Here is a 21,964-nt window from a genome sequence, read left to right as displayed (position 1 = left end):
ATTGCAGGTATTTACAAATGTCGACAGATATCCACGCGCAAAAAATATTAATTCTGGATTTTGGCTCACAGTATACGCAACTGATTGCAAGACGCGTTCGTGAGCTAGGCGTTTATTGTGAGCTTTATCCTTACGATTGGGATGAAGACAATATTAAAGCTTTTAATGCAGATGGAATCATTTTATCCGGTGGTCCCGAGAGTGTAACGGGGAATAACACGCCAAGAGCGGCAGATATTATTTTTAAATTAGGCGTGCCAGTTTTAGGTGTTTGTTATGGTATGCAAACTATGGCTCATCAATTAGGTGGGCAGGTTGCCAGTTCTAATATGCGTGAATTTGGTTATGCTAAAGTCCGCCATGCAGTTAAATCTCGTTTATTTGATGGTATAGAAGATCATTCTGAAAATGGTAATGGCGTGCTTGATGTTTGGATGAGTCATGGCGATAAAGTCATTGGCTTACCTGAGGGCTTTGTTGCTATTGGTGAATCAGATAATGCGCCACTGGCGGCTATGGCAAATGAAGAAAAGCAATTATATGGTGTGCAGTTTCATCCCGAAGTGACTCATACTCGACAAGGTCATCGCATTTTAGAGCGGTTTATCAGTGATATTTGTGGCTGTGAAAAGTTATGGACAGCCGACAGTATTATTGAAAATGCCATCGAGCAAATTAAACAACAAGTGGGTAGTGATGACGTCATTTTAGGGCTTTCTGGCGGAGTAGATTCTTCGGTAACTGCAATGTTATTGCATCGGGCTATTGGTAAACAATTAACCTGTGTTTTTGTTGATAATGGTCTGTTACGTTTGAATGAAGCCAAACAGGTTATGGATATGTTTCATAAAGATTTTGGCTTGAATGTGATTAAAGTCGATGCCGAAGATCGCTTTTTAAATGCTTTGGCTGGAGAAGTTGATCCCGAAGCCAAAAGAAAAATTATTGGCCGGGAATTTGTTGAAGTCTTTCAACACGAGGCTACCAAATTAAGCAATGCCAAGTGGTTAGCCCAAGGAACAATTTATCCTGATGTGATTGAGTCGGCAGGTGCAAAAACTGGCAAGGCACATGTGATTAAATCGCATCATAACGTGGGGGGATTGCCAGAAGATATGACATTAAAACTGGTTGAGCCGCTGCGTGAATTGTTTAAAGATGAAGTCCGAAAAATTGGACTCGAATTGGGCTTGCCGTACGATATGCTTTATCGTCATCCTTTTCCTGGACCAGGACTGGGCGTCAGAATTTTAGGTGAAGTGAAAAAGATATATGCCGACTTACTACGACTAGCTGATAATATTTTTATCGAAGAGTTACACCGACATGAGCTTTATCATAAAACCTCTCAAGCATTTGCTGTATTTTTACCCGTAAAATCCGTTGGCGTGATGGGCGATGCGCGTAAATATGATTATGTTATTGCACTTAGAGCAGTTGAAACTATCGACTTTATGACAGCGCGCTGGGCACATTTACCATATGAGTTTTTAGAGTTGGTATCCAATCGGATTATTAATGAAATTGATGGAATTTCACGAGTAACTTATGATATTTCATCCAAGCCTCCTGCAACTATCGAATGGGAATAGGCGACTGCTTTGTCCTTAGCAAAACCGTCAGATAGCCAACTTGAGGAGCATGAGCTTTGGATGCGTCAGGCACTTAAACTCGCTGAAAAAGCGCGTGATTTGGGGGAGGTGCCTGTCGGTGCGGTTATTGTTGAAAATAATCAATTAATTGGCGAAGGTTTCAATCACCCCATTAATAATCATGATCCCTGTGCGCATGCAGAAATTATAGCGCTGCGCGCAGCCGGTCAGGTGAAGCAGAATTATCGTCTTATCAATACAACTTTATATGTGACTTTAGAGCCTTGTGCCATGTGTGCAATGGCCATGGTACACGCGAGGGTAAAGCAAATTGTTTTTGCCACGCGCGAGCCGCGAACTGGTGCCGGGGGAAGTTTATATCAGCTGTTACAGCATCCTTCACATAATCATCAAATAGCTATCATTGAAGGTGTTCTGCAAGCGCCAAGCGCACAGTTACTACGTGATTTTTTTAAAGCCAGAAGGTGATTAAAATAATAAAATCACTATTTAAAGCTTAAAAAATTTAAACTTATCAAGTGACAGTCAAAGCAAGTGGCATACGAAACTCTGCATGTCACTTAGCCACCAAAAAGCAGATTGATATCATTTCAAATTTACGGGTTTTATAAGATCAAACCAATGTAATGACATCGGTTTGACTATATTTCTGCAACCCGTTCAGGCTAAAGATTAATGAATCATTTATTTAAAAATGTATTTCCAAGATCAAAGATTCGACCAATTTGCTCCAGAAAATCTTCTGCAGTACCTTTACCTAAAAAGAAACTGCTATTTGTGTTTTCAACTTTTGTACTTGGTGTTTTGTTATTGGCGTGTTTAACGTTGAAGTGATTGCTAGATTTCATAGTTTGACCCTCGAACAGCTAAAAAACGAGATTTTTATTAGTCTTTCTTTATGAAAAACGGCTTGGTTAATAACTAACCTAAATTAAGTCTAGTTTATGTTTTGCTAAATACCATGAGAAAAAATCAATATTTTAAAAATAAATTTTTAATTACAGGCTGAGATGTTTAGGGCTTTTTTATTAAGGTATAACCGGTGTGCCCGTAAAATTATTGCAGGTCAACCAAGCCTGTCAGGTTGTAAAATTTAAATCGACTTTCAGATGATAATTATTTTTTGTTTTATTTGTGGGTTAATTATCTTCGGTTTAGGCCGATGCATAATTAGGCATGACAAATCAAGCAATTTCTAAACTTGCCAAGCCAAACTGCTTTCTAGTAAACACAACATTTTGTAATTTATATAATAGTAAAAGGTGTTTTTATTCCGTTTTATGTGGTTTTTAAGTTAATAAATAGAAGGTTTAATACTCACTGGAAAAATTTAATTATATGATAGTGCAAATAAATACTTGAATATGAGTTATTTAAACGTTATATTTGCGCGCTCTTATGTAGTATGAAATTAAACGTTTCAAATTAAGAAATTAAAAGAGGAATTATATCGTGCGTGCAGTATTCTCTTTAAAAAGTACTTGTTCAATTATTCAATTCTTATTTCTTCTCGGTTCTTGTTTTTTAATTGGCTGTGGTAATAGTCGTCAGTCGTCCGATACGCCAAGTGGTGTTAATCAGGAATTAAGTTCTTTGGTGCAAACGCTGCAATTGAGCGGTGATCCGAGTAAAGGTAGAAATTTACCTAGTATTAACGATCCAAAAGCACAACTGGGGATGAAACTATTTTTCACTAAAGCCCTTAGTGGTGATAAAGATACCGCGTGTGTAAGTTGCCATCATCCCGTATTAGGCGGAGGAGATGATTTATCGTTACCTATTGGCGTTGATGCTGTTGATCCAGAATTACTAGGACCTGGTCGTGTGCATCTGGTCAGTGGTGAGCATTATGATGGCGGGCCAACAGTACCAAGAAATGCACCGTCAACTTTTAATATTGCGTTGTGGGATCAGGTTTTATTTCACGATGGTCGGGTTGAAAGTTTAGGCAAAACGCCTCTTAAAAATGGTGATGACGGAATGGGAATTCGAACGCCTGATTCTGCATTTGGTGAGGCCGACCCATTAGCAGGACAAAATATGGTTACAGCACAGGCTCGTTTTCCGGTGACATCTGCTGAAGAAATGAAAAATTTTGGTTTATTTCATGGGTTAAGCAATGCAGAAGTCCGTACAAACCTACAACAACGCTTAGGGGATTATGGCGAGCCAGCTGGTGGCTTTTTAGTGACCAATCATTGGCTAGATGAATTTAGAGCCGGATTTGACGAGCCACAAGGCAGCGCCGAAACTTTAATTACTTTTAATAATGTGGTGGATGCAATTGCCAGTTATGAAAACTCTCAGGTTTTTGTTGAAACACCTTGGAAATCTTATGTTGAAGGTGATGACGATGCGATTTCGACAGAGGCTAAGCGTGGTGCATTAATTTTCTTTAAATCAGTTGCAGATGGTGGCGCAGATTGTGCTTCTTGTCATTCTGGTGATTTTTTCACTGATGAATCATTCCATGTCATTGGTATGCCTCAAATTGGTCGAGGTAAACGGGATGGAGAAAATGGTACCGAAGACTTTGGGCGTTTTCGCGAAACTAAGAATGCCGCGGATAAATATGCATTTAGAACACCTAGTTTGTTAAATGTCAGTGCTACCGGGCCTTGGGGACATGCTGGGGCTTATACTTCACTTAGAGCAACAATAGTTCATCATCTTAATCCACAAGTGGCGCTAGATAATTATGACTTTACCCAGATTGCGCCAAATATTCAGGCTAATCAAATGCGCGTCAATACACAAAAAATCATTGATCAATTAAATGCAAATCGCGCAGCAGGTTTGCCAAGTTTGCAAAATGTTAACTTGAATGAAGAGCAAATTGACTGGCTGGTTGAGTTTTTGATGTCTTTGACTGATCCTTGTGTGGAAGATAAAAGTTGCTTGAATCAGTGGATTCCATCGGCTGAAGACACTAACCCTGATACATTGAGATTAAACGCAATGGATGATTCTGGGAACTATTTATAAGATAAAGTAGTTTTAAATTTGAATAAACTATAACCCGGTTTTACCGGGTTTTTTTATACTGTACTAGAGTCAATACAAAGAGTTAAATCCATCAAATAATCCATAGAAAAAGTGGCTGCATAAAGCCGCTAAATTGGCTAACTTGATTTACGGCGTAATCGAAAATATATTAGTCCAGTAGATAATATTTTAAAGCCAATGGAAAATAATATGCGAACTGTTCAATGGGGATTTATTGGTTGTGGTAATGTCACCGAAGTTAAAAGTGGGCCGGCTTATCAAAAGGTAGATGGATTTAAGGTTTTTGCAGTGATGCGCCGAGATCAGTTAGCCGCGCAAGATTATGCTAAACGTCATCACATAACAAATGTTTTTAGCAGCGCCGCTGAGTTGATTAATCACTCTCAGGTTGATGCGGTATATATTGCTACGCCACCAGACAGCCACAAAGAATTGGCTTTGCAGGTAGCACAAGTCGGCAAACCATGCTGTATTGAAAAGCCTTTGGCACCAGATTATGCGCAAAGTTTGCAAATTGTTGAGGCATTTAATCAAGCACAAACACCGTTATGGGTCGCCTATTATCGGCGTTCATTACCGCGCTTTAATGCCATATTACAAAAGCTTAATGCGGGTGTTATTGGTCAAGTCAGGCATTATCAATGGTGTTTAAATCGCTCGGCAAATGCAGTAGATTTAGCTCAACATTATCAATGGCGGACGGATAAAAAGATTGCTTTAGGTGGTTATTTTGATGATTTAGCTTGTCATGGATTAGACTTATTTGCTTATTTTTTTGGTGACTTCGAGCGGGTTTATGGCGTCGCTCATCAGCAGCAACAGCTTTATTCTGCGTATGACTCGGTTGCCGCCAGCTGGAAACATAGTCAAGGTATTACCGCGACAGCAAATTGGAATTTTGGCGGTTTTACTCGTCGCGATCGAGTAACTATTTTTGGCAGCGAAGGCGAAATTGAGTTTTCGATATTTGATGAGCAGCCTATTGTCATAAATACTGCGGAAGGTGAGCAATTTTATGAAATTGAAAATCCACTTAATATTCAGTTATACCATGTGCAGAAAATCCGCGACTTTTTATTCGATCAACAACCTCATCCATCTACTGGAAAAAGTGCGTTGCACACCAGTTGGGTTATGGAGCAAATATTGCACTCATAAAATGGAAATACTGCGTAGTTAGCATTATCAGGTGTTTTGTAGGCTTTTTCTGGTGAGTTTTAATTTAGACTATATTTTTATGTGTACGGCATTTGACTTGGGAACATTAACTTTTGGTTTGGGATTTTTGTTGCTGCACAATTCGTATTCCTGTTAATACTAAAATTAACCCTATTAGTTGAAGCCAAGAAAAAGGTTCGGTCAGGATCATCCAGCTTAGCACAATAGTAAATATAGGGCCTAATGTACTGATGTTGGCGCTGGTACTGGCACCAAGCTTGGCAATTGAGGCTGCGGTTAGCCAACTGGGTAGCAAAGTACACAGTAAGGCGATTAATGTAATATAAAGCCATACTTCAATTGTTAACTGTGTAAAATTAAAGTGCTGGTAAGTGAGAGCGAAATGAATAAAAGTAAAAATGGTGGCAATGATACCTATCCAGCCCGTAAAACACATGGTACCTAATTGGCGAATTAATCGACCGGCTGATAAATAGTAAAAAGTAAAAGATAAGCTGCTTAAGAAAACCCAACCGACGCCAATCCAAACTTTAGTTGGATCTTGAAATTGAATATCGTGACCAAGCGCCGCGCAAAGACCAAGGTAGCAAATGAAGACGCCACCCCAGGTTTTAGCTGAAGGCAGACGCTTAAATAATATTGCTTCAATTAATAAAACCAGTGTAGGGTAGGTGAATAGTACTAAACGCTCAAGTCCTGCTGAAATGTATTGTAGACCAATAAAGTCAGCCAAACTGGCAAAATAATATCCACAAAATCCTGCCCAGACTAGTAATCCGATTAATTTTAATTGATTGATGATACGATTTGTTGAATCGGTAGCCAAATTGTCTGAAGAGGAAATTAGCGTTTGATTAAGGGGTTTGTAAAAGTGAGCATAAACCACCATACCAATGAAAAAGGGGAGAACAATACTTAATCGTAGTAACAAAAGTTGAGCCGCATCGAGTTCGCTTTGTAAATAGATTAGTTTGACAAATATTGCTTTAAATGACGCAGTGAAAGCTGCAATGAATGCTAAAAAGTAGCCATTAACTATGAAGTGCTTTATTTTGAATGGGTAAGATTGACTGGCCATTTAAGTTCAACTGCTTATATATTTGGTATTTTAGAATTTAACTTAGGTAAATTATTAATCGTAATAAATCGAAAGCTGCTTTAAGTTTAGCGTTGTTACAGGTTAATTAACATTGGTTTATCATTGTTACCTTTCACCGGTTGATTAACGGATACGAGTATTGAATGATGATACATTGATTTTCCTGAGAACCAGTTTAATAAAATTAAAGGATCTATATTCGCAGAAATACTGGAAAGTATATAGTCTATTTCATTTTACCTTGGTAATCATGACAATGCTGTGTTTTACAGCAATTCATTTGTTGATAATTGAGCAAAATGTTAATTCGTAGCCCTATTTATTGAATGACTATTTAAAAAAAATTCTTGATTAAATACTTGTCTGCAAGTTCTAGTCAGTAGGACTATATTTGTTGCTATCTCATGGTTACAATACTTGCAGTTTAAACACATGAAACAATAACAATATTTTAAATATGGATAACTCAACGATGCAATTAGATTATGGGTTCGGAGACACTTCTTTTCATGCCGCTGGTGGTGAGGCTGGAATTTGGAAACTAGTGGATGAATTTTATGACTATATGGAAACCCTGCCTCTGGCGCGAAAAATACTGCTGATGCACCCTGAAGATTTGCAGATTTCCCGTGACAAGCTTTTTCGTTTTTTATGCGGTTGGCTTGGTGGACCAAGACTTTTTCAACAAAAATATGGACCAATTAGCATACCTGGGGTACATGCTCATCTAACCATTGGCATCAAAGAAAGAGATGCATGGTTAATTTGTATGAAAAAATCAATAGAACAACAAGACTATGAGTCCGATTTTAAGGAATATTTATTTAATCAACTCTGTTTTCCTGCCGAAAGAGTTCGTAATGCGGAGTAACCTTTTTTGTTATGAGTCATTATTGTAAATATCATCCTAAACAATTAGCCATATGGTTTTGTCAGAGCTGTGACATTTATTTTTGTGGTCAGTGTGTGCCGCCCGATAAAGCGCGCTATGTGCCCCAATGTACTTTATGCCGACGGAGTTTAAAAAGCTTGAGTGTGGCAGTTAACCTACCGCCATTTTGGCAACGGTTTTCCTATTTGGTTAAGCTGCCAATGAATAAAGTTTGTTTGGGACTTATTACTGGGTTTGCGCTGCTGTTAGGCTTATTTCCCGCTAACCCCATCGGATTCGTCTTGCTATTACTTTTAATGTTACCCATTTTGGAATTAATGTTGGGTAGTATGGAAAAAGTGGCTAGTGGGGAAGGACTAGGGACAAAGTTGAAAGATTTTATGTTGTTTGAAAATAATAATCAGTTTCTTAAAGTCAGCTTTATTTGTCTCACATTAAACGTTGCAATTAGCCGAATCTATGAAATGAGCCCGTCAATTGGCATTGCCATCAGCGCTTTTTTTATATTGGGCGTGCCTGCATCATTAATAATTTTAATGATGGAAAAGTCAATGCTAGCAATGGTCAACCCCATTAAAATTGGTTTTATTATAAAGCAGTTTAAAAGTGCCTATCTGGTTTTATATGGATTACTTTTAGCTGTGGCAGGCCTAATATATCAGTTTCATTTTATTGCTGATGAATCAACATTCTGGCTGGTTAAATCTTTGGTTTATGTAATCTCCTTATACCTTTTGATGGTAGTCAGCGTGATGTCGGGATATTTGGTCTTTCAATTTCATCATGAATTGAATTTTATTGTTAATCGACAATCTATTTATGATTTCGATCCACGTATTGTTCAGGACAAAATGGCGGAAGTTGGAATTTTTATTCAGGAGGGACGCTATGAAGAAGCGCAAAAATTGTTACTGGATAAAATAGCGGAGGACAAAAGTGATTATGATGCCTATGAAAAGTTGATTTTATTGTATGTAGTACAGGATAAAAAATCTTTTATGGTGACAATAGCTAATCAGTATTTTGCACAGTTACTGAAAGATAAAAAGATGTTAAAGGCCGCTAAGTTTTATCAAAAGCTCACAGATAAGTCGATAGCCTTTGTTCCTGAAAATATTGAGGTTGTTATTGGGCTATCGCACGCCATGAAAACTAAAAATTACTTTAATATAGCTTTACCATTAATAAAAGCTTTTAAGCATAAGAATGTATTAGTGCTGGGGTGGGAAAAGCTTTATTTAGTAGAAGCTCAGTTATTGGTTGAATATGCGAATCGACAATCCGATGCAATTGAATTACTGAATTTTATTCTTAAACGTAGTTTTGATGACGATGCTTTGCAACAGGCCGAGGAATATTTGCAATTTGTGCAACAAATTAAATGATCGCTTTGCCTGAAAGCGTTATTTATATGTCAGTAAAATTAAGTATTAATAATGCTTAGTTTAAATAGAGTCAAATACTAAACTCACTAAATTAGGTAACGTTAAGTTAGAGTGCGTTAAATTTAGATAATGTTAAGTCAACTTGTTTTAACTGACCAACAGCGTTTCTTGCTTCACTCGTTTCTGCATAATAAGTGATCAAATATTTTAATTCTTTTTGCGCTAGCAGATATTGTTTATGTTGTATTAATGATTCACAGTACCAAAGTAGTGCCTGCGGGGTGCTAGGTGTAGTATTGTCGACGGGGTGTAGAAAAATATTATTTGATTCTACATGATTAGTATTTTCTGGTTGAGGGAATTGGGTCTTAATCTGTTCGGCCAATTGGCCGGCATCATCAAGCATTGTTGATTGGTGCAAATGAAAAAATAAATTAAATATTGTTGCTTGACTAAATTGTTCGGTTGAAAGTTTTAGTTGCTTTAATTGCCGGTAAGCTTGAATAATCAGTTGGTGAATATGGCGTTGATTAGAACGAAATGCAAATAAGTATTCACAAATTTTTAAAAATCCTGGTTGCTGAGGGCGCTTGGTTTCAATTTGATAAATTTGCTGGATTAATTCAAATTTTCGCGGGTTTTGCTCGAGTAATGAGTAGAGTAGGTCAAGTGCTTTGTCAATTTCCAGTTCACGTAGCCAGTAAAGGGCTTTGTCGAGTGTTTCGGTATAATTGAGTGAACGGGTGGAATTCATGTGATAACTAAAGTGTTTGGTAAAAGTTTATTTTAGTAAAACTTACTCGAAGGCAATAAGCAAGTCAAAAAGAATATTGTCAAACACACCATCGTAAAGGGATCACCAGATATTTGGTAATCCCGATAGTTGTTCGCTTGTTTATCCGCCTATTTTGCCATTGACTATTGGCTGAAAGGCAACCAGGCTGTCGCGCAATGTAGTATTGCCAAGACCGTGGCTCGGGAAAAATCCGGGCTGGTTAAAGAGATTTTGTTCACCATGTAATGCCATATAGTTCAGTATGACTGTTTCAACCAGTAAGTTAGGATTGTTTGCTGCGGGTGAAGAGGCCGTCTCGGTTGAAGCATCTGGGCGCATATAACCAATCTGTTGGTGGATTGCTTGTTCTTCCGCGTTACCACCTACCAGATTAGGACGACCATCAGGACTATAGACCATAAAAAATGAAGCGGCAGTTGATGAGTTATCACTTGTCCAAACGCCTTTTCCGCGACCGTTGATTGAGTCATCAATCATGCCGTTACTCGAAACAGAACCGTCGCTAAACACATAAACCATTAATGGCACGCCAACGCGTGCTGCATATTCCAGACAAGCACCAATACAGCGACCAGCGCGTAAATCTCTGACTTCACCAACAGCTCTGTCTCCCGTGTGGTAGTCATATCCACTCATTGTGACAGTACCAGCCCCCGCAAATCCGTTAACGACCAGTTTCATAACTGAAGCGGTTTTTCTAAATTCGCCATCGGAGTCAAATTCTTCCTGGGTAAATATGCCTGCTGGTCCCACAATATCGGGATCCAATGCGGGATTTAATGTTGAAGGGTTACCAAAACGATCGGCCAAGTCTGCACTTTTTACATAACCACATCGCACCATTTCTTTAATAACCGCATCGGTGGTAACACGAGTGTTAACATTTGCTATCTTTTTATCAGAAATACGATAAATCGACTCCATAACCGAAACTGCGTCATCTTGACTAAGCAGGCCAACTAAATCGCCAACATCAACCAAACCCGTTACATCACTGGGACGATCCACTTTGGTTGGGCGTAGTGCCAAATCTATCATGTTTGCTGGTGCCATTGAGTTGCCACCCGAATCGCTATTGCGCGAACCAATCAGTGTAAGCAGTGAACCATCGGCGCCAACCCGATTTATACCATACATTGGATTGTGAGGATTATTCCCCGTATCATTATCAGAACGAGCAGGTATTACCGCACCATTAGTATTAGCGGCGGTTGCCGGTGCGGTTTTTTCTTGTATACCACGTAAATATCCGCTGTCCGTATGGAAAGATAAACCATAATCAGAATTTACAAATCCCGTACCACTTGGCACCATATCGCCGGGTAGTCCCAGTTTGTTATAGCCCGCAGACGAGAGAAAATCGAGCTGTCCACCAGGGCCGCCAACCAAGACGTTTGAGCCAGCCATACTGGCACCACCCGCTAAATCGAAACAAATAAAAGGGATTTTTCCTGCGCCTTGCACTGCAATCCCACAAGCTGACTTGAGTGCCTCAATATCGGCAGAAAGTGCCGCTTGTGCATTACGTGGATTAGCAAACAAACCAAAAATTGATGGCGCTGCCACGGTAGCTGCGCCAGTCATAAAGCCTTGGGCAATAAAATCCCGCCGTGTTACTGGGCGCTTGTGCGCACCATGCAATAACGGTGCATTGAGAAGTTGCTGTTGAGTGTACTTTTTCTTCATCACTGTTATGCTCCGTTTATTGTATTAACAAGGCGGCACTGCCTAAAGCGGCTGCACACACGGCTTTAACGATGGTTTCTGTTCGGCCAACAGGGCAACTATTGCCACATGAAACCAATTTGTCGGTCAGGCTATCCAGTTCAGTTTTTACATCGACAACCGCTGGTTGTGTCGCAATGCCAGTTCCCATTATGTTAGCAATGAGCGGATCATAAATCTGATTACGTTTTGCCAGCGAGTCAAAAGCTAAATTAGCCGGTGAGGCAAAATTAAAGCCACTAAAATAAGTTGCTCGTTTGCTGGAATCTTCAATGAGCGCATTACAGTATTCAATGGCTAATTGAGTAACCCCCATTTGTTGTGATGATGAGAAGGTGCCGATATCGGTTAATGTAGGCATTTGTTGTTTAACAGCTTCAAAGGTTGCTGCAACATCAGCCTGTGCCATACTGATACCTGTTGCCTGTGACATTGATGCGTGGATTTCATAAAAATCCTTAATACCAATGTCGGGCGCTGCTGCTTGATCGACTGGCAGACTAACTGGTGGCGGAGGAGGCTCAACGAATGGATTTTCGCGGCTACCAATTTTCTCAAAAGTCAGGAAAAATTCATCTGATTGCGGACCTTTTTCTAATGCAATTACCGTTCCTTGGGGTGAAATCATTTGTCCGGTTTCGGGAGAATACTGTGAACTGTTCAAGCGAGTTGTTAAGGTTTTATAAGCTTGTCCATTTTTCGCTTCTTTACCATTGACTGCAATACGAATTTTTTCAATATCAATATCACTTGGTATGGTTTGATTGTTCAGGTTTATGAAGAATGGTTTGTCGAATAAATAAGCAAAACTATCCCATTGACTGACTTCATAAACAATGAAGGATTCAGGTAAATCAATTAAATGTGAAATGCCGAACAACATATAGAATTTTTCACCAACACCCACATCATAATTTTGATTAATTTGTTCTAAATTTAATGCGCGATTATGGATGGCTACCATTCGAAATGTACCTTGCCATAAACGGTTGTTAGAAACTTCGTTGCCAAGTACAAATGCATAGGTGTCGTTCCAGTCGGTGAGTGTGCCGCCAGTTTCAACATTTTCTTCGGCGGCGAGAGTGCCATTAACATAAATTTTTCGACCTTCGGTAGGCGAAAAGGTAGCAACAACATGTTGTAGCGCGGCCTGTAGAATTTGTGCATCATCAGGTGTGGTTAAAGTTTCTTCACCATTGGCATCGGTTTCGCTGCTACGGTTTTGGTAATCATAGTTATATAAGGTTTGGCCTAATGTGAAGTTTCTAGCCATGTTGCCTGCTGAATAACTGACAATGCCTGCTGGACCTTCTTGGGTAACATTATCCGGTACAATCCATGCTTCGATTGAGTATTCGCCGGTTGACTTAATTAAATCGTGAAGTTTTTTACTGCTCGCTGTTGAACCTTGCGCTTTGCCATCGATAATTTGGATGCCCCAGCCGCCAACCCAACTGTAATTGCCGCTGATTGTCAGGTTAATGGCAGGTTCAATCCCGCTGGTATCAAATGCAGTATCTCCTGAGCCGGTTTTAAAATTCCATAGCGCTATGACGTTGCTATCATGTCGACCACCACCGCTGGCAACGATGCCATCAGTTAAAAAGAGTGACTTGCTAAGTAGTAGTTTAGGATCTACCTGAGTTGGGGTGATTTGCTCAGCAAAACTGCGAATGGCAGTTTCCATCTCAGCTGAATTTGCGGTGCAATCACTCCAACAATTATGAAATTCGTTACGTAATCTTAAAACAAATCGAGAATTTTCTGGATTATCAAGATTAATTCTTGCTTTGGCGGCTGCATAGGCGCTATCGATATCTGAATTTGCAAAAAATGGAGAGATAGGAGTCGCTGAGTTCTCATCATGGCAACCGGCACAATAAGTGGTCAGCAGAGGATGAATGGTGCTCGCAAATAGGCTAGGAGATTCGGGAAACGTTTTACTATTTCCGGGATCGCGCTCTGTTGGGGCAATCAGTTCGATAGTTGTTCCTGAGGAAGCCGACTCACCTGCCCATGCGCTAATGTAACTGGTAATGGTGTCGGCACAAGCTGAATCACTGGTTAGCCAGCAGTTATGACCGCCCGCCACTTTGGTTACCATGCGTGATTCAGAGGGACGACTGAGATCAACTATCTTGTTGGCCTCGGTATAGGCGATATTTACATCAGCCAGATTAACAAACTCTGGTGCTTGTCCGCTGCCATGACATTCTCCGCAACGATTTGCCGGTGACAAATTGTCCCAAACATTTAATTTGAAAGCTTGTACATCATCAGTTGCCGGTGGTGGACCATTATAGGTTGAGCTTGGATTATCAGGTGGCACTGGATTAGGTTCGATGTCTGCGCCACCGCCAGAACAAGCTGACAAAATAATTGTCGTCGCAAAAATCAGTACTTTAATCATCACATTGGGGAAAGTACTGAGTGATGAGTGGGGGGTGGGAGTTTTAAATAGCATCATGATTATTCTCCCATACAATAAACGGCTGATTCTGCAAAGGTTCGTTTAAGCTGATAACCATTGCTGACTAGTGAATTGATCATGGTATTAATTTGGTTTCGGTCGGCAGCATCAACGGGGTCACGTAAACAGACATTGGAAAAAACTTTAGTAACCTGACAACGAGCAAATTTAGCACTATGAGCGAGCTCTTGTCCCATCGATTTTGCACCATTTCCTGTGCCTGGTAGTGATTGATCCCAGCCTAATAACTGATTTGGGCCTTTACGCCAATAGTTAATCCAGTTGTCATCGGGAGTAATGTAGCCGGGAGGAAAGTTTAAATTATTGTTAAAGTATTTGGCAACGACTCGAGTACCTGTTACTGGATCGATGGTGCCTTCTGAATTGTAGGTGAGTCGCCCATTTTCTGCCGCTGGATCGACTTCATTATCGTATTCATACTCATAATAGGCAAAGGATTGAATCATGGGATCCAGACCCGCATGACAACCATAACAAGAGTTCATAAATATTCGGCTATCGCCACCTGGACTACGTGATACGTCTTGACGAATTCTGTCAGCAGTACTTTCTGTATCCTTAATTGGTTCTAGGTCGGTGCATAAATGATTCATTAAGGTAAATCGAAACATTGCCCGGTTTGTACCGTCGAGCAAAAACGCTTTAGCAGAAGCGCGACTAGTCATAACACCAGCTGTCGCTGGGGCTTCCAATCCGGTTACACTGGATTGCGTTCTTCTTTCAAGCGTCGTACTCAAAGGCAGAGCACGCGCTTCCATTTGCGCATAGTGATCATTATTACTATTAGAATAAGCGGGGAGACCGGCGCTTGATTGACCGACATATACGATATCACCATAGAGCATTTCACGAATATCAATATCGTCACGAATCATACCAATGACAGTAGCGGTGTAATCATTTAGTGGAGCAAAGACTGTTTGCGGCTCATTTGTCCAGGGGGTAACCCAGTTTTTTAAGGTTACCGTGTAGAATGCGTCATTATCCATCGCAGTATATGCGGCTTCGAGTGGGTTACCTGAGTTAACACTGGATTGCATCGTGTTAAGTGTCGCTTCACTGGGCGGAATACCGGTTAAGCGATCATGAATTCGCTTGGCTTGTTCACGAGGGCCTGCCTGAGCGCTAAATGAAGTGGCAGTAACTAACCCAGCCACTAGTAAACAAACTGCCAGTTTTGCTGGGTTTTGTCTTGATATCGTTCGCATCATAGACTTTACCTTTATTGATAAAAATAGGGAAAGTTCGGCTAACCAAAATACATTGCTTTAGTTGTTGTTGTCTAAGTATTTATGGTTCGTTAGTCGACTGTTTTTATGCCATTTGTCCGAATAATTATAACTTATGCCAATATCTTTTTTCGTGATTGTCCGCACAGAAAAAGTTGTTATTTTTTATGAAAATACCGCTTAACGGGTAAAACGCCCCTTTTGTACCAAAGTTAGTTTTCCTGGCAAGTTTCAAAATTCAATATCTAGCCTTTGGGTTAACCAACAAAAATTTGCTATCCTGTTGAATTAATTGACGCATTAGCGGGATACTGGCAAATATTTCTAAAGCGTTGTAACTTCTGGTGGGACAGTTAATGAATATAGCAAATCGTTTATTGGTTGCTTCGGCCTTTTTAGTTTCATTAATTAACTGCACAGGGAGCGATAGCGGATTAGTGAACTCAGGACAAGATCCTGATCCGGTGGTTGTGGACTTTCCTATCGCTTATGTTAAGCGTCCGATTCCTGTCGAAGCCGATAATAATGGTAATGAGACACCTGTCATTTCTGTATTGCGTGAGCCTATTGCATTTAATCCGGGGGCTGTCCTATATTTGCGTGATCGAGCGACACCCAGTGCCAATGAAGTTGATGTTAGCAGTCAGGCTTTTGATGAAGGTGCATTGTATGATATTCGAGATGTCAGTGTTTCTTATGATGGTAATAAATTATTATTTGCCATGCGTGCACCAGAAATAGAAGATCTCGATGAAGACGAACAGCCTAAATGGAATATTTGGGAGTATGATCGCAGTGAACAGCAACTAAGACGAATCATGGCTTCAGATATTACTGCTGAAGCCGGTGATGATGTTTCTCCCAGTTATTTACCCAATGGAAAAATCGTTTTTGCCTCAACGCGTCAGCGACAAGCCAAAGCAATTTTACTCGATGAAGGTAAGCCTCAGTTTAGTGCACTCGAAGAAGATCGACGGGTAGAGTCATTAGCATTACATGTGATGAACGATGATGGCTCTGAAATTACCCAGATTACTTTCAATCAAAGTCACGATATGTATCCTTCGGTTTTGGATAACGGAAAAATTGTTTTTAGCCGTTGGGATAATGTGGCACAAAATAATGGGATTAACTTGTATCAAGTGAATCCTGATGGTACTGGTCTGGAAATTTTATATGGCCATCACAGCCATGAAAGTGGCACTGATGGTGCGACGGTTGAATTTATTAAACCGCGCCAAATTGAAGATGGAAAAATTTTAACTCATCTTAAGACTGCGCGTAGCAGTCGACTTGGTGGAGAGCTAGTCTCTATTGACTGGCAAAATTATATTGATATTAACCAAGGTGTGGCGGGCTATGAAGCGACAGAGCCGGGTCAGGTAAGTGCAACACCTTATTCTATTCGATCTGACGATGAAGCTTCGTTAGGCGGACGATTTGCCGATATTTTTCCGCTGTTTGATGGTTCTTCACGCATGTTGGTCAGTTGGTCTCCGTGTCGATTGGATGAACTGGATAGCAACGACAACACGTTCAGTGTTGAATGCACCGAAGAAAAGTTACAACAAGATGGTGCCATTGAATCAGAACCTTTGTATGGTATTTGGATTTACGATCCGACTGAGCAAACCCAGTTGCCAGTTGTGATTGCCACAGAGGGCTTTGTTGCGCATGAAGTGGTTGCCATGGCACCACGAAATTTACCGGCTGTTATTGCCGATAATTCACCTGTAAATGTTGATTTGTTATCTGAAAATGTTGGTGTGGTACATATCAGAAGTGTTTATGACTTTGATGGTCAGGATATGAGCCCCGCGGGAATTACAGCCACAGCTGACCCGATGCAAACATCTGCTGCACAACGACCAGCCAGATTTTTACGAATTGTTAAAGCGGTTGCTATGCCGGATGATGACTTAGTGGATTTGGATGGTTATGTTTTTGGACCAAATGGCCGTAACTTAATGCGCGACATTTTAGGCTATGTCATGGTCGAGCCTGATGGTTCCGCTATGTTTAAAGTGCCTGCTGATGTGGCGTTTAATATTAGCGTATTAGATGAAAATGGTCGCAGAATCGGTGCACGCCATCAAAATTGGATGAGCGTTAAAGCTGGCGAAAATAAACAATGTAATGGCTGCCATACAGCTGACAGTACCTTACCCCATGGCCGATTAGCTGCCGAGGCGCCATCGATTAATACAGGTGCACCGGTGACTGGATCTCCATTTCCGAATACTTCCCCCGAACTTTTTGCCGATCAAGGTGAAACGATGGCTGAAGTCTACGCTCGACTCAATGGGGTACGAAGTTTGTCGGTTAATATTAATTTTGAAGATGTCTGGACAGATCCGGGATTACGCACTCCGGATTTAGCGTTTAATTACACTTATGCTGACCTTTCGACACCACTGCCGACTTCTTTGGGGTGCTTGGATAACTGGAACGGACTTTGCCGAATTACCATTAATTACCCCGAAGTGATTCAACCAGTGTGGAACTTAACCCGAGAAGTATTTGACGATATGGGGAATTTAATTCAGGATAATACTTGTACTACTTGTCATGGCCGGACCGATGCTATGGGGCAAGTTCAGATTCCTGTGGCACAGTTAGAGCTCGCGGGCAATCCTTCGATTGATGATCCAGATGTGGTCACTTCTTATCGAGAACTGTTATTTAATGATAATGCATTGGAAATTATTAATGGTGCGTTAATCGATGAGTTAGTTCCGGTATTAGATAACAATGGTAATCCTGTGTATGAAACAGATGCCGATGGTAATCTTATATTGGATGCTGACGGCAACCCCATACCAGTCATGCGAACGGTCGGAGTAACGCCTGCATTAAATGTGAACTCTGCAATACAAAGTAATCGCTTTTTCAGCTTGTTTGATAATGGAGGTTCACACCAAGGGTGGTTGACTCCTGCTGAACTTAAGTTAATATCGGAATGGCTCGATATTGGTGGACAATATTATAATAATCCCTTTGATGTACCACAGTAAGCGGTCATTAATCGACGTGTTTGGGAATAAGTAAAAGTTGATAAGTAATAAATTAGTCATCAGGTGTATGATTTTCGGTTTATTCTGCACCTTGGGAATGATGGTAAAAGCTGAAAATCCAGCCGATTTTTATACCGATAATGCCGCATATCAGCAGGTCGAAATTGCTGATCCTTTTATCGAACTCCATACTGGACCCGGACGAGGGTATCCAATTTTTTATATTGTCGAAAAAGGGCAGCAGGTAACTATTATTAGAAAGAAAACACAGTGGTATAAGGTGGTTTCTCCACGCGGCAAATTTGGTTGGGTTCATGAAGATCAAATGGAAAAAACGCTGCTGCCAGATGGTGAGAATTATCAGATAAATAAGCCTGATCAAATTAGTTACATTAATCGAAATTTTGAAGCGGGTGCATTGTTTGGTGACTTTGGCGGCGCGAATGTCATGACGTTATATGCTGGTTGGAATTGGACGACTAATCTATCAGCCGAATTACAGTTATCTCAGGCATTAGGAAATGTTTCTGATATACAATTTGCCAATTTGAACATTTTGCATCAACCTTTTCCAGAATGGCGGTTTTCGCCGTTTGTAAAAATTGGTAGTGGCATTATTCAAACCAAACCGCGAGCAACTTTGGTTTTACCCGAAGATCGAAAAGACGAAATGGTCCACGCAGGCGTTGGTATGCGTGTTTATGTTTCTCGGCAATTTTTTATTCGAGCCGAATATAATTCATATACCATTTTAACCAGTAGAAATGATAATGACGAAGTAGAAGAATGGAAAATAGGTTTCAGCGTATATTTTTAAAATCGAGTTTTCTGGGATTAATGCTAATTAGCAATTGCCTATTAGCAGCTGAACCGGAAACTGTTGAAGAAAATGAAATATCGAATATTAAGGTCTTTGATCCCAAGGTTGAAAGACGTGAAGTCAACCGAGACGCCATTGATACAGAAAACTGGGAAATTGGGTTGTATTATGGTGTGATCAGCATAGAAGATTTTGGTGCAAATGATATTGTTGGTGCCAACATAGCCTATCACATTACCGAAGATTTTTTTGTAACCGCCAATTATGGTCAAGCTGAAGCTGATTTAACCAGCGCAGAGATTCTTACAGGTATATCAATTTTAAACGATGATAGAGATTATACCCACTATGATTTATCGTTAGGCTTTAATATCTTGCCAGGAGAAGGTTTTTTAGGCAAAGATATTGCCTTCACCAGTAATTTTTATGTATTAACTGGTCTTGGCAGTACCAAGTTTGCTGGGGATAATCGATCAACTGCGGTAATTGGTGGCGGTTATCAAGTTTTATTTAATGATTGGTTATCTTTTAATGTGGTGTTGCGTGATTATATTTACAAAATTGAAATTGTCGGCGCAAAAACCGCCAGTGATTTAGAAATCTCAACTGGGTTCACTGTATTTTTTTAGCTAAAAGCTATAATCGAATTATTTTACAGAAACGGGAAAAGAGTCATGAGTCAATGGTTTAAAATAGCGCCTCTGGTCGTTGCGGCATTTTTATTAGTATTTACTACCTCGTCAATGGCAGAAGATAAAGTAAAAGCGCCAGATTTCACCTTAAAAAGTAATTCAGGTAAAAATGTCCGTCTGTCTGACTTTCGTGGCAAGGTGGTTTTATTAAATTTTTGGGCATCCTGGTGTGGTCCGTGTCGCCAAGAAATGCCAATACTTGATGAAATTCAAAAGAAATATGAATCGCTTGGCTTTACTGTATTAGGGGTGAATGTCGATACAAAAGTAGAAAGTGCTCTTCGCTATTTAAAAGATACACCGGTTAACTTTCCGGTTTTATATGATTCAGAAAGTAAAGTCAGCGAACTTTATAATGTTTCGGCTATGCCAAGTACCGCAATTATTGATAGAGATGGTCATGTGCGTTACATTCATCCTGGGTATAAGTCAGGAGATGAAGAAAAATATCGTCAAAAAATTAAGGCATTAATGCGTGAGTAAAAATCAAATTTTCAGTTTAATGCGTCGTTTTTCTACAGCGAAATTATCTTTTCCTGTTTTTGGACTGATGATGAGTTGTTTGCTGATTTCCGGCTGCTCAATACAGCCCTGGCTTAAGCCTTATGAAAGACAGAATCTTGCCGATCCAATTATGGCATTTAGTCGCAATCCGGTGTCAGATAATTATTTACACCACGTTTTTCAAGCACGAGAAGGTGCAAGAGGCGCAGAAGGTAGTGCCGGAGGTGGTTGTGGTTGTAACTAGTTTTTCGCTGAAAAAATATCTTTGCCACCTGTCGCTAAAGATAATGTTGCCAAAAATAAAGCCAAGCATTCTATTGGTTGTTCTGTTATTTTCGCAACATTCTCTGGGAGCGGTTTTACCAGAAGATCGGGCTGATGCACTTTATCATTATTACGATGGCGGTGGTGTTGATATTCAGGGACCTTCCATTCTTGTGCGTAAGTCAATTAAAGATAAAGTTTCTATTTCTGCCAATTATTATATTGATAATGTAAGTAGTGCATCAATTGATGTAGTAACGACTGCTAGCCCATACACTGAAAAGCGTGTAGAAAAGAGTGTGGGTGTTGACTATTTGTATGACAAAACCGTCATGAGTTTGAACTATACCAAAAGTGATGAAAATGATTTTTCGGCCAGATCGGCACATTTTAATGTCAGTCAGGATTTTTTTGGTGATTTAACTACGGTCAATATAGGTTATTCTCAAGGTTGGGATGAAGTAGGAAAACGCGATGAGCCCGAGTTTTCTGAAGATACAGACAGACGTCATTTTCGGGTAGGGGTTTCACAGATTCTCACACGCAATAGCTTGATTAATTTAAGTTGGGAAACAATTACCGATGAAGGTTTTTTAAATAATCCTTATCGCGCTGTCCGTTACTTGGATCCGACAGTGGGGGCGGGATATAGTTATCAAGATGAACGCTACCCCTCAACACGTACCAGTGATGCGGTCGCCCTGCGCGGGATGTACTATTTACCTTACCGTGCGTCACTTAAACTCGAATTGAAACAGTTTTCGGATACCTGGGGAATTGAAGCAGACACTGCTGAAATTGCCTATGTTCACCCATGGAAAGACAATTGGATATTTGATGTCAAGTATCGTTACTACGCACAAACTCATGCTGATTTTTACAGTGATTTATTTTCGCGTATTGACGCACAAAACTTTTTGGCTCGTGATAAAGAACTGAGTACCTTTTCTTCAAACACATTTGGCATTGGGGCTACTTATACTTTTGAACTGAAAGAGTGGGACTCGCTAGATCGTTTTAGCATTCATCTATTTTATGATTTAATTCAATTTGATTATGAAGATTTTCGTGATTTGCGAGCTGAAGTTCCGGTAGGTGAAGAGCCTCTTTATGCATATGATGCAAATGTTATTCGCTTTTTCTTTTCAATGTATTATTAGTAGATTAAGAATCAATTCGCTAAAGGAATAAATAAGGAATAAACCAAGGCGATTATTTCAAGTGAATATTCGAAGAACAAGTTTAATATGAAAAA

At 40.0% G+C, this 21,964-nt stretch carries 18 protein-coding genes; 12 read left to right on the top strand and 6 right to left on the bottom strand.

What is annotated here, in order from left to right; translation table 11 throughout:
• The first annotated feature begins 17 nt into the window (after nt 1–17).
• Nucleotides 18–1,592, top strand: a complete 1,575-nt coding sequence (gene guaA / locus ABVT42_RS15090) for a glutamine-hydrolyzing GMP synthase (RefSeq protein WP_353896612.1) — start codon at nt 18–20, stop codon at nt 1,590–1,592.
• A gap of 9 nt (nt 1,593–1,601) precedes the next feature.
• The gene (tadA, locus tag ABVT42_RS15085; protein WP_353896613.1) at nt 1,602–2,081 is read left to right on the top strand and encodes a tRNA adenosine(34) deaminase TadA; all 480 of its coding nucleotides are present in this window, start codon (nt 1,602–1,604) and stop codon (nt 2,079–2,081) included.
• A gap of 212 nt (nt 2,082–2,293) precedes the next feature.
• Here tadA and ABVT42_RS15080 read toward each other — a convergent pair whose 3' ends face one another.
• Nucleotides 2,294–2,461 carry a hypothetical protein gene (locus ABVT42_RS15080; protein WP_353896614.1) on the bottom strand — a complete coding sequence of 56 codons (168 nt, stop codon included), beginning with the start codon at nt 2,459–2,461 and terminating at the stop codon, nt 2,294–2,296.
• Nucleotides 2,462–3,065: 604 nt separating this feature from the next.
• Here ABVT42_RS15080 and ABVT42_RS15075 point away from each other — a divergent pair.
• Nucleotides 3,066–4,598, top strand: a complete 1,533-nt coding sequence (locus ABVT42_RS15075) for a cytochrome-c peroxidase (RefSeq protein WP_353896615.1) — start codon at nt 3,066–3,068, stop codon at nt 4,596–4,598.
• A gap of 210 nt (nt 4,599–4,808) precedes the next feature.
• Complete coding sequence (locus ABVT42_RS15070; protein ID WP_353896616.1) at nt 4,809–5,777, top strand: Gfo/Idh/MocA family protein; 969 nt, start codon at nt 4,809–4,811, stop codon at nt 5,775–5,777.
• Nucleotides 5,778–5,883: 106 nt separating this feature from the next.
• On the opposite strand, the gene ABVT42_RS15065 is transcribed toward ABVT42_RS15070, so the two are convergent.
• Nucleotides 5,884–6,876 carry a DMT family transporter gene (locus tag ABVT42_RS15065; protein ID WP_353896617.1) on the bottom strand — a complete coding sequence of 331 codons (993 nt, stop codon included), beginning with the start codon at nt 6,874–6,876 and terminating at the stop codon, nt 5,884–5,886.
• A gap of 493 nt (nt 6,877–7,369) precedes the next feature.
• Here ABVT42_RS15065 and ABVT42_RS15060 point away from each other — a divergent pair, with 493 nt between their 5' ends.
• Together ABVT42_RS15060 and ABVT42_RS15055 are read left to right on the top strand one after the other, a co-directional pair.
• Entirely contained in the window at nt 7,370–7,768 is a 399-nt protein-coding gene (locus tag ABVT42_RS15060) for a group II truncated hemoglobin (RefSeq protein WP_353896618.1), read from the top strand.
• An 11-nt stretch (nt 7,769–7,779) separates the two neighbouring features.
• Complete coding sequence (locus ABVT42_RS15055) at nt 7,780–9,174, top strand: B-box zinc finger protein (protein WP_353896619.1); 1,395 nt, start codon at nt 7,780–7,782, stop codon at nt 9,172–9,174.
• A gap of 106 nt (nt 9,175–9,280) precedes the next feature.
• Here ABVT42_RS15055 and ABVT42_RS15050 read toward each other — a convergent pair whose 3' ends face one another.
• The 4 genes from ABVT42_RS15050 to ABVT42_RS15035 all read right to left on the bottom strand — a co-directional run bounded on the left by ABVT42_RS15050 (nt 9,281) and on the right by ABVT42_RS15035 (nt 15,397).
• A complete protein-coding gene (locus tag ABVT42_RS15050; RefSeq protein WP_353896620.1) occupies nt 9,281–9,928 on the bottom strand; it encodes a hypothetical protein in 648 nt (215 codons plus the stop codon).
• Between the two features lie 141 nt (nt 9,929–10,069).
• Nucleotides 10,070–11,656 (bottom strand): hypothetical protein, encoded by a 1,587-nt coding sequence (locus ABVT42_RS15045; protein WP_353896621.1) that lies wholly within the window; start codon nt 11,654–11,656, stop codon nt 10,070–10,072.
• 16 nt (nt 11,657–11,672) lie between these two features.
• Nucleotides 11,673–14,162 carry a LamG domain-containing protein gene (locus tag ABVT42_RS15040; protein ID WP_353896622.1) on the bottom strand — a complete coding sequence of 830 codons (2,490 nt, stop codon included), beginning with the start codon at nt 14,160–14,162 and terminating at the stop codon, nt 11,673–11,675.
• Nucleotides 14,163–14,164: 2 nt separating this feature from the next.
• A complete protein-coding gene (locus tag ABVT42_RS15035; protein ID WP_353896623.1) occupies nt 14,165–15,397 on the bottom strand; it encodes a hypothetical protein in 1,233 nt (410 codons plus the stop codon).
• A 374-nt stretch (nt 15,398–15,771) separates the two neighbouring features.
• Here ABVT42_RS15035 and ABVT42_RS15030 point away from each other — a divergent pair, with 374 nt between their 5' ends.
• The 6 genes from ABVT42_RS15030 to ABVT42_RS15005 all read left to right on the top strand — a co-directional run bounded on the left by ABVT42_RS15030 (nt 15,772) and on the right by ABVT42_RS15005 (nt 21,869).
• Nucleotides 15,772–18,429 (top strand): HzsA-related protein, encoded by a 2,658-nt coding sequence (locus tag ABVT42_RS15030; protein ID WP_353896624.1) that lies wholly within the window; start codon nt 15,772–15,774, stop codon nt 18,427–18,429.
• Nucleotides 18,430–18,526: 97 nt separating this feature from the next.
• The gene (locus tag ABVT42_RS15025) at nt 18,527–19,246 is read left to right on the top strand and encodes an SH3 domain-containing protein (RefSeq protein WP_353896625.1); all 720 of its coding nucleotides are present in this window, start codon (nt 18,527–18,529) and stop codon (nt 19,244–19,246) included.
• Nucleotides 19,216–19,878, top strand: coding sequence for an outer membrane beta-barrel domain-containing protein (locus ABVT42_RS15020; protein ID WP_353896626.1), 663 nt, complete (start codon nt 19,216–19,218; stop codon nt 19,876–19,878). Before ABVT42_RS15025 ends, ABVT42_RS15020 begins: the two co-directional genes overlap by 31 nt.
• A 45-nt stretch (nt 19,879–19,923) precedes the next feature.
• Nucleotides 19,924–20,424: a TlpA family protein disulfide reductase gene (locus ABVT42_RS15015; RefSeq protein ID WP_353896627.1), complete on the top strand. Its 501-nt coding sequence runs from the start codon at nt 19,924–19,926 to the stop codon at nt 20,422–20,424.
• The gene (locus ABVT42_RS15010; protein ID WP_353896628.1) at nt 20,417–20,689 is read left to right on the top strand and encodes a DUF4266 domain-containing protein; all 273 of its coding nucleotides are present in this window, start codon (nt 20,417–20,419) and stop codon (nt 20,687–20,689) included. Before ABVT42_RS15015 ends, ABVT42_RS15010 begins: the two co-directional genes overlap by 8 nt.
• The gene (locus ABVT42_RS15005; RefSeq protein ID WP_353896629.1) at nt 20,676–21,869 is read left to right on the top strand and encodes a DUF3570 domain-containing protein; all 1,194 of its coding nucleotides are present in this window, start codon (nt 20,676–20,678) and stop codon (nt 21,867–21,869) included. The genes ABVT42_RS15010 and ABVT42_RS15005 overlap by 14 nt, the downstream gene beginning before the upstream one ends.
• Nucleotides 21,870–21,964: the final 95 nt, after the last annotated feature.

The sequence above is a fragment of the Aliikangiella maris genome (assembly GCF_040719265.1).
Taxonomy (GTDB): Bacteria; Pseudomonadota; Gammaproteobacteria; order Enterobacterales; family Kangiellaceae; genus Aliikangiella; species Aliikangiella maris.
The sequence above is the reverse complement of the archived record's forward strand: the minus strand, read 5'-3'. Positions and strand labels throughout refer to the sequence as shown.